This window comes from Lysinibacillus sp. JNUCC 51 (genome assembly GCF_015999525.1).
Classification (GTDB): Bacteria; Bacillota; Bacilli; order Bacillales_A; family Planococcaceae; genus Lysinibacillus; species Lysinibacillus xylanilyticus.
The window spans coordinates 5,019,596-5,032,163 of sequence record NZ_CP065545.1 but is presented as its reverse complement, the minus strand read 5'-3'; the positions used below and the strand labels follow the sequence as shown (position 1 = coordinate 5,032,163).

The window sequence follows — 12,568 nt, the reverse complement described above, 5'->3', positions numbered from 1 at the left end:
TAAAAAACTTAGTGGAGGAGATATTATATGAATCAATTAATTAACGATCAACTATGTGAAACAAGAAATAACTTAGTAGAGGAGATCAAATTATTAAGTGATACTCAATTAAACGCTAAGCCTGATGCAAACAGTTGGAGTATAGCACAGGTTTGCCATCACTTAACTTTAACAGAGGCATCTTTTATAAGATTGATTGCGTGGGCATTAAAACAAGAAGATAGTAAGCAAGCGGAACGTAAAAATATTCATCTTATCGCAGATAGAACAAAGAAAGTCCCAGCACCAGAATTTGTTGTTCCAGCTGAAGACTTTTTTACAGTTCAGCAAATTATTGAGTTACTTGACGAATCGAGAGGTAAATTTACAGCATTCCTTGATAAAATTGAAGATCCATCCATATTAGCAGAAAAATCCTATAAACATCCTTTTCTTGGCGATTTACCCCTCAATCAATGGGTAGAATTAGTTTCTATTCATGAACAACGACATATTGAACAAATAAAAGAAATCAAAGCATTTATCAAAGTTGAGCACTAAAAAACTAAGCTAGAAACGGAATACCAAGAAAGGGAAAAACACGATATTACATTAAAAAAATATTAAAAGAGATTCAAAAATCAATCGTATTAGAAATAATCTGGAATATCTTATTTTTTATTCCCAGGATGATAATCCGATTATTGAAGAATATATGGTGATAAAAAAGGTGAAGACAAAGAGCAACACCTATAAATTTTAAAAAAGGTGTCCCGAAAGGTTAAAACTGGTAAAAGTTAATCGAGAAATTGGTATATTGATTCTAGAAATATGTAAAAATCTTTCCGATAACTGAAAGTCCTCTTATTGCAAAGAACTTTGAAGGAAATTATTTTTAATTATATTAAAGAATTATATTTAAAGGGCGAATAGTAGAATCAAGTTGAACACTTTAGAAAAATAAAAACATCGTACGCGAAATCGTGTATTATTGAGGTTCCTACACCAATCAATAAGAAGGGATTTCGAATACGATGCTAGAACAGGATAACATAAAAACACGCATTAAGAAACCACGCCTTACACAGTTCCAACGTGGAGAACTTCAAGGCTACTTGAACGCTGGAATTACAAATAAGAGCGAGCTTGCGCGAAAACTCAAGGTTTCGCGTGGGACAATCTACAATGAACTCGCTCGTGGCACGACCACTCAAGTAAAGAAAATTAACGGAAAACATATCTACACGACGCAATATCTTGCGGAAACAGGTCAAGCTACAACTGATCGAAACGTGGCTCGTTCTCGTAAACCGTTGAAGTTTGAACGTGTGAAGGCATTCTTATCGTTCGTTGACGGACTGTTACTTGATCGCACAAAGACCATGTCTCCAGATGCGATTGTTGGTCTCGCGAAGCTCAAAGGGTTGTTTTCTCCGGAGGAAATGGTCTCAACAAAGACGCTTTATCACTATATCGCGCTTGGTCTTCTAAAAACTCGAAACAGTGACCTTCTCTTAAAGGTACGTCGAAATACCAAGAGTACTAAGAAAACGCACCGCCCGAATAAGACGGTTCTCGGTAAAAGTATTGAAGAACGTCCTGATAGCGTTGAATCTCGTGAAGAATTCGGTCATTTTGAAATTGACTCCGTCGTAGGGCGCAAGGATAAAGAAGATGATGTGCTATTAACCTTGATTGAACGTAAAACCCGTCGTGAATTCATTGTAAAAATGGACGGGAAAGACGCTGATTCAGTTAACTACGCACTCTCTTCAGTCCTCAAAGAATTTGGTGAATATGCATCTACTGTCTTCAAATCAATCACGGCAGATAATGGTTCTGAATTCGCGGGGTTGTCAGAAATGTTTGGTGATAGGATAGATATCTATTTCACTCATCCTTATTCTTCATGGGAGCGTGGAACGAATGAGAACCACAACGGAATCATCCGTCGTTTCATTCCTAAAGGACATGCGATTGAGGATTATAGCCGGACGCAGATTCATATGGTTGAGGAAGCTATGAACAACCTACCAAGAAAAATGTTTGACTACAAGACACCAAATGAACTGTTTGAGGAGGAACTCCAGAAACTTGTCGCTTAAAGATTGCGGGGACACCCCGCACCCCTTGAGCCTCCCTCGAAACAGAAAAGTCTCCTGTTCATCAGTCAGCAGCAAATCCTAACCTGTATTGGCTAAATCCGCAAGGGAAAGCGCCTTGCAGATCTAGCCAACACAGGTTGAACGACCTATGCCGACCGACGAACAGAAGACAAAGGAACCTCTGGGGTGTTTTTGAAAAAAGTGTTCAACTTGTAATTGTAATTTAGGATTATATTTAAAGGCTTGATTCACTTGAAATTTATTTTTCAAATTTTTCTTTAAAGTCCTGGATAGAAATAACATTAACAAGACTTTCATCTTTTTGAATATAAGGATATATTGTGGGATTAACTGTTAAAATCCCAACAATTACTTCTTTAAATTCTGATTTTAAAATTTTCTCAAAAACATTCTTTCTTTCCAATATAAACTGTCTAAGCTTGTTCATTTTGGCTTTTTGCCTATTAATATTTGCTACAACTTTTCTAACATCCGTAAAATTATTCTGAATACCATAATTTTTCAGATCCATAATCACAAGTGAGTTTTCTTCAAAATATAATAAGTCTATTTCATGGGGCATCTTCTTTATTGATTCTATATCTTTTTTTAAATCTTTCATTTGTGCTAAATCTACATTTATCTGTGCATTGATATTCTTCTCGTGAAGATATAGTTTCATTTTGGGAAGATCATACTCATCATAAGTTTTCTTAATCAACTCATTCCATGTATCAGTAACCATATCTGAGAAAATATCTCTATTCAATATTCTAGAGGATAAATAAAGAAGAGATTCTAGCCATGTATAAGTTGGAACGAGGATTTTAGTTTCCAATCTAATTATTGGAGATCTGAAAAGTCTACTATTTGCACTACCCATATGATTACTTTTTTTCATCTTTTTATCGTTACTATTATCCTTTTGTTCATAAAAATCTTCTTTGTTTAGTGTGAAAGTATTCATTAAATTATTCACACCTTGGTAAGAAAGTTTTTGATTTAACATTATATCGAGAGGCAATAATTCTTTATCTGCTATAGTTAAATAATTATCATATATTCGAAATGCTCGTTTTCCCTCTTCTTGAGCAGCATATTTAAAAATATTATTAGGCTGAAAACCTAGAGAATTGTAAAAAATATCAAATATGTGTGTTGTAAGATCATTTTCTATCCGAACCTTCTTATCCTTTGTTATATCAATATATGAAGAGAACGATTCTAGTATTTTTCTCGGAAGTATAATTCCTCTATCTTTATCTAGTTTAAAATCTTTACGATCATTTCCTAATATCGGAATGATTTCTTTTATCTGATAGAGTGTGTTCTTTGCATTAAATAGTGTTAGTATTTTAAAAAGGTCGACTTGTTTCTTTGTTATTTCATTGCTAAATTTAACCTTTTTTAACAAAATGGAATCTACAGCACATTCTAGTGCTCCTTTCATTTCTCCCGTAAGACCTCTAATATCATCAATATTAGATATATCAATAATTTTTAGTAAGAATTCAACATCTGCAAAATTCTCATTCGGATTGATACTTTCACTATCTTCAGCGTACAACGAAAATGTTAATTTACTTAAAACACTTGCAAATGTAAGGATTTTTATCAAAAGTTCTTCAGCTGTATAGTTGATGGTGTACTTGCTGATGTACTTATCAAGTTCTTTTTCAATAAAATCTAGCAAATCTCTAAAATTGGCATTGCTAAATGAACTGAAATCTAAAGACATAATATCCAAAAAATTATATTCAATTATTGATCCTATCAAATTTGAGGAAGAATGTTGCAAAGAATTAATATTAGAAAACTCTTTCAACTCTTTTTGAAGTTCCTCTTGACCGTTTAAATCACGTAATCGACCAATAATCACTTTTTGAAATGTTCTTAGTATTTCATCATTAAACTCGACATTTGTTACTGCACCTTCAGTGAATATGTCTATCACAATGTTCTCTCTTAAATTGAACATTTAAAACTCCTCCCCGACTGTTAATTTTTACCATATATTTATTAACTGTATTGACTTGGACCTTTACTCCTTTTTGCTCAAGCGAATTTAGCATGAGCAGAAAGCAGAAACAACAATATTTATAGAACAGTAGAAGAACAGGGCTACAAAAGATAACCCTGTTCTGTTTCTATTACTTATTTTATTACTTATTTTGGATTTTTAAAAGGGCATCAATAAAAATGACCTGTTGTTGTAGATATCACACATAAGGAGAAAGTCGAAGAATCTTTTCGCCCCCGCGAGATTGAAGCAGAGATAGCTTCTCCGATAGGCGAAAGTCAAACTTATTTTGCTTATGAAGGTGATGTTCCGTTCAAAATATCCTTATCAAATACTGGTACAGAAAGCTTTTTATACAAAATTCGAAATGTAGATAAAGAAACAAAAGTAGTAAATGGTGTTTTAAAAAGTAACGAAAGTTTTGAAAAGGTTTTTGAAGGATTCCCTAAAGGAGCTTATGTTTTATCTTATGTTGTAGAAGAGGAAGAACCTCCTTCAGATATAAAACTAAAGGTAAAAGTAGAGTTACTTTACTAAAGTATTAATTGACGAAAGCCATTGTTTTGATCATTCTTTTTCAAAACAATGGCTTTTGTTATGTTTTTAATCAAACTTTATTAAAATACTTGACGAAATAAACCAACTGTTATATATTAAATAAAAATAATGACAACTGTTATAAAACAGTTTGATTCAAGGAGGAATTCTAATGTCAAAGTATCGTGATGGTTATGAATTTTATTGTGAAATGTGTGAGCACTATGGTCTTGAGCCAATTTCATTCCGCTATTATTTGCTTCAATTATCACAGCAACAACTTTCAGCTTATAATATGCAAGCAAAACAATTAGGAATTTAGATGTTTTGTAATAAAAGGATGTGGTTATTACGGAAGCCGACGTGAATATTTTATGAAAAGCCCAGCCATACTAATTTAAATGGACTGGGCTTTCGTATATCTGAAAGAAATATCAGAAAATTCATTGACATAGCAAACTACCTGTTATATATTATTAATTAAAATATTATTCTGTTATATAACAAGACGTGTCAATCAATTACCGCAAGAGCAATTAGAATATTATAAAGAAGCTTTACAAATGAAAGGAAGTTATTAGGATGACAGATTATCGGGAAGGCTATGATTTTTATCGACAAGTGTGTGAGAAACACGGTTTAGAGCCAATAAATTTTCATTATTATATTTTAAACTTATCCCAGGAGCAACGTGATGCCTACAATGAACGTGCCAAAACATTGGGAGGTCAAATAGAATATGAAGTGTCTTAGCTCCTAAAACGCCTTACTGCCTGCATATGACAGTAAGGCATTTCTTGTGATTAACATAAATGAAGAAGTTTTTCAAGTGTCGTAAAAATACAGAAAATTCATATTTTATGAAGACGAATAGGCTAAACATAACATATAAATAGCGCTAAGGTAATTAAAGTATTCAAAAAATAGCGTATAAAGTAAGATAAAAGACCTTATTATTGGGGTTTTTTTTATTAAAAACCTTCAAATATAGGTTTGAATGTTTAGATATTTAGGTTGAATTAACTGCTTTTTTAAGACTATAATATAATTACATAAAAAAGGGCGATATCCCATAACTTTATACCTCGCATCTATATAAAACAAAAGTACCAAACCCTTCTAATGAACGGAGAATGAAAATGATGAATATCACGCCTAGTAGTATTAGTCAAGTTAACTATAGTTTAAAAGAATTGCAAGATATTTTTTCAGCAATGAATAGTTCAATCATTGTAGCAATTACGGATCGAACTGGGAAAATTACGTTTGTTAATGATCATTTTTGCAAAATATCTAAATATACTCGTGAAGAATTATTAGGGCAGGATCACCGTTTACTCAATTCAGGTTTCCATCCAAGATCTTTCTTTAGAGAGATGTGGAATACTATAGGCAATGGTGAAATGTGGAATGGCGAGGTGTGTAATCGCGCGAAGGATGGCAGTCTTTACTGGGTGAAGACAACGATTTTCCCTTTTCTTGATGACAATGATAAACCGTATCAATATATTGCTATAAGGGTCGACATTACCGCACAAAAAGATATTAAAAAGATAACCCATATTGCTTATCACGATGAATTAACAGGGCTACCAAATCGTCGTAAGTTAGAACAACGTTTAGAAAACGAATTCCATCAATCTCGACGTACAGGAGAAAAATTTGCGTTATTTTTCATTGATGTAAATCGTTTTAAAAACATTAACGATGGACTTGGTCATATAATCGGAGATATGTTCTTAGTGGAAATGGCTAATCGTTTACGCAACGTTGATTATACATCCAATTCTATATACCGCCACAACAGTGACGAATTTGTTATTATACTAAACGATGTTGACAGTATTGAAGAGAAGGCTGAGGAAATAATTAGCGTTTTTAATGAGAGTTTTATTGTAGATACGTATGAATTTTACGCAAGTATAAGTATTGGAATTAGTATTTTCCCAGATCATTCAAACTCTGTCGAGGAATTATTGAAAAATGCAGATATCGCTATGTATGCTGCGAAATCTTCACGTGGTAATCAATATCGCTTATACCGTCCAAATATGGAGGAAGTCAATGATAAGTGGTTATTACTTGAAACAAAATTACATCAAGCACTAAAAACAGATGTTTTAGAATTACATTATCAGCCTAAAATCAATTTAAAAACGAATACAGTGATTGGCATGGAGGCATTACTTCGCTGGCATGACCTAGAACTAGGTCATATGCCACCTGATCGCTTTATTCCATTTGCTGAGCAATGTGGGCTCATTAATGATATAGGAGTATGGGTGTTAAGAAAAGCATCTGCCCAAGCACGCACTTGGAATGAAGTACATAATTTAAACTTACGTGTTGCCGTGAACATTTCTCCGATTCATATTAGTACAACAGGTTTTGTAGAAATGGTACAAGAAGTTATTGCAGAAACAAAATTAGATCCGCACTTCTTAGAAATTGAGATTACTGAAATGAGTATGTTGGATTATACGGAAGACTTAATTAATACAATCAAGCAATTAAGAGCACTTGGTATTACGATTTCATTAGATGATTTCGGAACTGGTTATTCGTCGTTAAATTACTTAAAGACTTTCCCAGTAGATGTTTTGAAAATTGATCGTGCATTCGTTCGTAATATTGTGCCTGAAAAATCAGGCATTGCTATGATTTCAGCAATGATCTCTTTAGCGCATGCCTTAAATCTGCAAGTAGTGGCTGAAGGCGTCGAGGAAGAAGCCGAATTAAACGTTCTTCGGGAACATGGCTGCGAGTACGTTCAGGGCTATTATTTCAGTAAGCCGTTATCTGTAGGGGATTTTACGAGGTTTATAGTAGATAGTTACATGTAGACAATGTGGAGGATCTTGTCCTTATTTGAGGGCAGGATCCTCTAAGTGTTTATAATTATTTTAAAAAAACACAATACATATAGCCAATCCAATCTCTTTTAGGTTCATAATCCTTCGAAACTATTACAGATTTTGTTTCGCCTATTTAATAAATATAATTTATCAAAGGTAATTTTTTAATTTAACTAATTTTTGAAGGTAAATGGAAAATTTATGTTAAAATTTATTGTGGATTATTAACGTCAATTGGAGGGAGCGGTGACTTGAAGAAAAAAGTAATAATTATTGTTTCTTTCCTGGGTGTAATTATATTGTTGCATTTAACACCAAGTATGGCATTAAGAACACATATATTTTTTATGGGTTATCCAAAAGCCGCAATTTCTTCAGGAATTATTGAAGATAAAGAACATAATGAAGTAGATAAAGAGAGATTTGCTGAATTAAATGCCAAAGCATACGCCCTGACAAATCCTCCAGTAGAAAAAGCTACTCAGGGCGAATTAAGAAATTATCTTGTGAGGAAATTTGGATTTTTACATTTCGCAGAATACTTAGGTAATACTTAATAACCTTCGTATCATACGGGAGCTTTCGTATTATATAGTTCAGCCAGAACCTTGGTTGAACTTTTTTTATTTAGATTTAATCTGTCAGTAGCCAAGGTAAAAATGCACGGGGACGCCGGAAGTTCAATTGCTCAGAAATATTTATGTATTATGGCTAGTTAGAAGAAATTTAGTTACGGAAAAGTAAATTAAATTTTCTGATATTTCCCGAAAAATAATTGCATTTAATTAATTGTTTGAAATCATTTAACTGTTTTGATAAAGTTATATAAAATATTAATTGATGATGTGGCCAAGTAAGAAAGAATTGTGAAACAGAGAATATAGCATTTGCTGAGAGCTATATCACCGCTTCTTATCTGAAACCTACCACGGAAATGTTATGCAAACATAACCGAGTCGTTTTCGTTACAAAACGTTAGAGGGTTTTAAGTTTTTCTTAAAACTAAAATCAAGGTGGTACCACGTTAAGTCGGCACAAAGACGTCCTTATTTTTGAGGACAGCTTTGTGCTTTTTATTTTTTCAGTAGGTAAAGTTACAGAAATGGAGGAGAGAATATGACAACACAACAAAACGATTTTTCAAAATGGTACATTGATACAATTCAAAAGGCAGATTTAATGGATTATACACCAGTTCGCGGCTGTATCGCATTTAAACCAGATGGCTATGAAATTTGGGAACATATTCAGGAAGAGATGGACCGTCGCTTTAAAGAAACAGGTCATCGCAACGCCTATTTCCCTATGTTAATCCCTGAATCCTTCTTCCAAAAAGAAAAAGAGCATATCGAAGGTTTCTCACCTGAGCTTCCTTGGGTGACAGAGGCTGCAGGTGAAAAATTAGAAGAACGTCTAGCGCTTCGTCCAACTTCTGAAACGATGATTGGCCATCTCTATTCAAATTGGATTAAAAGTTACCGAGATTTGCCAGTCTTAATTAATCAATGGGCAAATGTTTTTCGTTGGGAAAAGAAAACACTTCCATTCATTCGAACATCTGAATTTTTGTGGCAGGAGGGTCATACAGCACATATTGATGAACAAGATGCACGTCAAGAAACGATGCAAATGTTAGCTATATATAAGGAAGTAGTAGAGGGTTTACTTGCCATTCCTGTTTATGATGGACAAAAAACTCCTTCTGAACGTTTCGCGGGCGCAGTTGATACATTTTCTATTGAAGCTATGATGAAAAATGGAAAGGCCGTTCAAGCAGGTACCTCTCACTATTTAGGGACAAAATTCGCCGAAGCCTTTGAAATTAAATATTTAAATAAAGCCAATCAGCATGAATATGTGCACACAACATCCTGGGGGACTTCCACACGTTTAATAGGTTCAGTAATTATGGTTCACGGTGATGAACAGGGGCTTATTTTACCGCCACGAATTGCACCAACCCAAGTTGTCTTAATACCTGTAGGTCCATGGAAAAAGACCCCTGAAATTATAGAGAAACTAGATGACCTTTTTGCGGCCCTTAAGAAGAAGGGAGTTCGAGTACGTCTTGATGATTCGGACCAATCACCTGGCTTCAAATTTAATGAATGGGAATTAAAAGGTGTGCCAATTCGTATTGAATTAGGACCTCGTGACTTAGAGAAAAATCAGGCATTGTTAAAAGCACGAGATGAAGATGAGAAACAATCCGTTGACTTGAATGACATTGTTTCAGCAATTGAAGCGGAACTAACAACAATGCAATCTCGATTATTTGAAAAAGCACGCAAATTCCGGGATGAAAACGCTCATACAAATATCGATACACTGAAAGATTTACAGCAGCACATTAACAATTCCAAGGAAAACGGATCTATTCCGGGCTGGGTTCTTGCTGGATGGTGTGGAGATGATGCATGCGAAGAAAAAGTGAAAGAAGAGACAAAATATACTACTCGTAACATTCCGTTTAACCCACCAACTACAAAAACGTCTTGTATTTGCTGTGGAAATGAAGCGAAACATACAGTTTGGTTTGCTCAAGCATACTAAAAAACTCTTGTTGTTTAGTTTTGTATAATTGTTCTGTTTGTTTCGATTTCGTCTGAACGATAGGCTGTTTATTAAATTCCTTGAAGATAGAGGTCATCTATTTGCGCTTGAATGGCTCGTAATACATCTTCTGTGATGTCCTCTATACTCTTATTGTGTCTTGTGCATTTCCAGCTATATTTGAATTACATGAGTAAAACAAACGTAGTAGGTATATACTTTCAATCCTGTTTTTGTTTGTTTACGGCTCGTTTTCCCCTGCATTTCTAGCTGAAATTGCAGGGTTTTTATCTTAATTGGGCCATATTTTTTCTATGTTTTCAAAAAAATGTTTGTATGCTAGAATAAAAACAGAACATATATTCTTTTTTAAAGGGTGAAAACAATGAGTTATGATTTAATGGTCTTTGATAAAGAGCAAACTCCAAACAATAAAGAAACATTTTTGCAATGGTATGATGAACAAACAAAGTGGGCTGAACCACATGATTACGCAACAATATCAGTTACAACACCAGCATTACAAAATTGGTATCAGGATATGGTGGAACATTTCCCCAATATGAATCTAGTGGATGAGGAATTATTGGATGAGGATGAAGATAACGAGTTAGAGAGTTATTTGACTGAATATAGTATTGGTTATGCCATAATTTACACAGCTTTTGCCTGGTCTGTAGCGGATGAAGCATATAGTACGATGAAGGAACTTGCAAAAAAACATGGTGTCGGCTTTTTTGATGTGAGTGGTGAGGGGGAGATTTTCTAAATCATTAAATCGTATGTCGAAAGGTGGATAAGAAATGACAGAAAATCTTAATGCACAATGGCAAGAGCAAAGAAAAACGTTTGATGCAAAGAATGCCAAAGCAATTAACGCCATGCATAAGCTAATGAAGCAAGTAAAAAAAACGGAGCCAACAGAGGTAAATTTGCGCATGCTTGTCGAAATTTTCTGCATGTTGCAAATGTATGAAGAGGCATACAAAATTTTTACGTCCGTCATGGATTTACGCAATAAAAAAGATCAGAAAAAATACGGGGCGATCAAATATTGGATTGACAATCCACAAAATGTAAAGTCATTATCACCACGTGTCATACAGGAGGAAGCAGAGATGAAAATACCATTACCAACATTTAAATATATGCCAAATCCAATACAAGCGAATATTTTTAAAACGGGTGAATTAGTTGTTTGCGACTGCTGTGAACAAGAAGTGAACATTTATTGTACAAAAGGCATTTACGCGATTGAAGAGGTTGAATATCTTTGTCCAAGCTGTATTCATAGTGGGCTGGCTGCGCAAAAATTTGATGGTCAATTTCAGCAAGATTTATTAAATTCCGAGCTTGTAAAGAATGATGACTATACAGATGAAGTGTTGCATCGAACACCTGGCTATATTAGTTGGCAAGGAAATGATTGGGTAGCCCACTGCACGGATTATTGCGCATTTATTGGTTATGTCGGCTGGCAAGAACTAGTGGAGATGGGCATTACGGAGGAGTTTGAACATTTTAATGGTCATACCAAAGAAGAGCTAGCTGCTACTTTGCGTAATAATGGCTCGCATCAAGGTTATCTATTTCAATGCTTAGAATGTCAGCAATACATTCTGTACTCCGACTTTGATTAAATCTAGGTTACATGGGTGAAATATGGGGGAGTTGATCTTGAATATGGAGAAATTGTACGAGAGCTACTACATTAGTTAGTGCGGAAGGTAATTAGAGGTACAAGGCATGTCATTTCTTTTTCATTGGTATATGTAGTCGTAACTTCATCCAATACCAAAATAAGAGAAGAGCAAGCTTTATTGCTCAGACACTTAAACTTCAATGATTATTTATATATTTTTTGACAATACGATTGGATAAAGAGTGGTGTATAGATGAAACAGAAAATTAAATTAGCCGTACATGAAGCCTACACGGCTATGTATGAGACTCTAGAGGACGAACAGATATATGCAGTTGTGCTAGTGACAGACGGTGATTGTGGTAGCCTCTATTTAACAATGGGAACGGAAAAATCACTTCTTCAAATCGGAGAAAGTTATGAGGACAACCCAGAAAACTATCGTTTTTTGAAAGATGAATTTTTGCATGAAGATGATACAGACTTGTTACAAAAAGTGAGCCGTGAGCTATTAGATAGAGCATTAAATGCTGGTGAGCACTTTGCAACACATAAAGTGGAAATTCATGAGGCAATGAGCAATACAATGTATGAGTTAAAACAAGAGGGCGTTCTTGATGAAAGCATTTTTGCATTTATTTCGGTAACGGATGATGCTGACGAGGAAAGGTTGGAAATAGCATCAGCCAAACGCTGTAATCCGAATCATCCATCGCTCCCTGCCTTTTTGCTTAATTGGCAGCAATAATTCATAAGAATTATCCGAAGCCATTTTTGGACACCCCTTTTACGATTAATAACTGCAGGAACAATGATTTTAGCAAAAAATTAATAGAAAAGTTAGGGCTGTTAAAAAAGATATTCCTCTTTTTAAAGG

11 protein-coding genes and 1 other annotated feature are annotated in these 12,568 nt (G+C 34.4%); of the genes, 10 read left to right on the top strand and 1 reads right to left on the bottom strand.

Annotation, left to right across the window (positions count from 1 at the left end; all coding sequences use genetic code 11):
- The first annotated feature begins 27 nt into the window (after window positions 1–27).
- Window positions 28–540 (top strand): DinB family protein, encoded by a 513-nt coding sequence (locus JNUCC51_RS24320; RefSeq protein ID WP_337990160.1) that lies wholly within the window; start codon window positions 28–30, stop codon window positions 538–540.
- A gap of 473 nt (window positions 541–1,013) precedes the next feature.
- On the top strand, window positions 1,014–2,084 hold the full coding sequence (locus tag JNUCC51_RS24315) for an IS30 family transposase (RefSeq protein ID WP_337989642.1): 1,071 nt from the start codon (window positions 1,014–1,016) through the stop codon (window positions 2,082–2,084).
- A gap of 259 nt (window positions 2,085–2,343) precedes the next feature.
- Here the strand turns inward: JNUCC51_RS24315 and JNUCC51_RS24310 are convergent, their stop codons facing one another.
- Entirely contained in the window at window positions 2,344–4,062 is a 1,719-nt protein-coding gene (locus JNUCC51_RS24310) for a hypothetical protein (RefSeq protein WP_337990159.1), read from the bottom strand.
- A gap of 751 nt (window positions 4,063–4,813) precedes the next feature.
- Between JNUCC51_RS24310 and JNUCC51_RS24305 the strand changes: the two genes are divergently transcribed.
- The 8 genes from JNUCC51_RS24305 (at window position 4,814) to JNUCC51_RS24270 (ending at window position 12,439) form a co-directional block, all read left to right on the top strand.
- Window positions 4,814–4,963, top strand: coding sequence for a transcriptional regulator (locus JNUCC51_RS24305; RefSeq protein WP_337990158.1), 150 nt, complete (start codon window positions 4,814–4,816; stop codon window positions 4,961–4,963).
- A gap of 260 nt (window positions 4,964–5,223) precedes the next feature.
- The gene (locus JNUCC51_RS24300) at window positions 5,224–5,394 is read left to right on the top strand and encodes a BRCT domain-containing protein (protein ID WP_049665316.1); all 171 of its coding nucleotides are present in this window, start codon (window positions 5,224–5,226) and stop codon (window positions 5,392–5,394) included.
- 386 nt (window positions 5,395–5,780) lie between these two features.
- Window positions 5,781–7,484 carry a putative bifunctional diguanylate cyclase/phosphodiesterase gene (locus JNUCC51_RS24295; RefSeq protein ID WP_337990157.1) on the top strand — a complete coding sequence of 568 codons (1,704 nt, stop codon included), beginning with the start codon at window positions 5,781–5,783 and terminating at the stop codon, window positions 7,482–7,484.
- A gap of 263 nt (window positions 7,485–7,747) precedes the next feature.
- Entirely contained in the window at window positions 7,748–8,053 is a 306-nt protein-coding gene (locus JNUCC51_RS24290) for a YjcN family protein (RefSeq protein ID WP_337990156.1), read from the top strand.
- Window positions 8,054–8,327: 274 nt separating this feature from the next.
- Window positions 8,328–8,547: a binding site (T-box leader), on the top strand.
- 65 nt (window positions 8,548–8,612) lie between these two features.
- Window positions 8,613–10,049, top strand: coding sequence for a proline--tRNA ligase (proS, locus tag JNUCC51_RS24285; protein ID WP_337990155.1), 1,437 nt, complete (start codon window positions 8,613–8,615; stop codon window positions 10,047–10,049).
- 385 nt (window positions 10,050–10,434) lie between these two features.
- Window positions 10,435–10,818 carry a hypothetical protein gene (locus tag JNUCC51_RS24280; protein WP_337990154.1) on the top strand — a complete coding sequence of 128 codons (384 nt, stop codon included), beginning with the start codon at window positions 10,435–10,437 and terminating at the stop codon, window positions 10,816–10,818.
- Window positions 10,819–10,852: 34 nt separating this feature from the next.
- Window positions 10,853–11,689 carry a CbrC family protein gene (locus tag JNUCC51_RS24275; protein ID WP_337990153.1) on the top strand — a complete coding sequence of 279 codons (837 nt, stop codon included), beginning with the start codon at window positions 10,853–10,855 and terminating at the stop codon, window positions 11,687–11,689.
- Window positions 11,690–11,944: 255 nt separating this feature from the next.
- A complete protein-coding gene (locus tag JNUCC51_RS24270) occupies window positions 11,945–12,439 on the top strand; it encodes a DUF4303 domain-containing protein (RefSeq protein WP_337990152.1) in 495 nt (164 codons plus the stop codon).
- The last annotated feature ends 129 nt before the right edge of the window (window positions 12,440–12,568 follow it).

Bases quoted from the DNA above. Each gene is read 5' to 3' on its own strand.
- JNUCC51_RS24320 (WP_337990160.1), top strand. From the start codon at position 28: ATGAATCAATTAATTAACGATCAACTATGTGAAACAAGAAATAACTTA.
- JNUCC51_RS24315 (WP_337989642.1), top strand. From the start codon at position 1,014: ATGCTAGAACAGGATAACATAAAAACACGCATTAAGAAACCACGCCTT.
- JNUCC51_RS24310 (WP_337990159.1), bottom strand. From the start codon at position 4,062: ATGTTCAATTTAAGAGAGAACATTGTGATAGACATATTCACTGAAGGT.
- JNUCC51_RS24305 (WP_337990158.1), top strand. From the start codon at position 4,814: ATGTCAAAGTATCGTGATGGTTATGAATTTTATTGTGAAATGTGTGAG.
- JNUCC51_RS24300 (WP_049665316.1), top strand. From the start codon at position 5,224: ATGACAGATTATCGGGAAGGCTATGATTTTTATCGACAAGTGTGTGAG.
- JNUCC51_RS24295 (WP_337990157.1), top strand. From the start codon at position 5,781: ATGATGAATATCACGCCTAGTAGTATTAGTCAAGTTAACTATAGTTTA.
- proS (WP_337990155.1), top strand. From the start codon at position 8,613: ATGACAACACAACAAAACGATTTTTCAAAATGGTACATTGATACAATT.
- JNUCC51_RS24280 (WP_337990154.1), top strand. From the start codon at position 10,435: ATGAGTTATGATTTAATGGTCTTTGATAAAGAGCAAACTCCAAACAAT.
- JNUCC51_RS24275 (WP_337990153.1), top strand. From the start codon at position 10,853: ATGACAGAAAATCTTAATGCACAATGGCAAGAGCAAAGAAAAACGTTT.
- JNUCC51_RS24270 (WP_337990152.1), top strand. From the start codon at position 11,945: ATGAAACAGAAAATTAAATTAGCCGTACATGAAGCCTACACGGCTATG.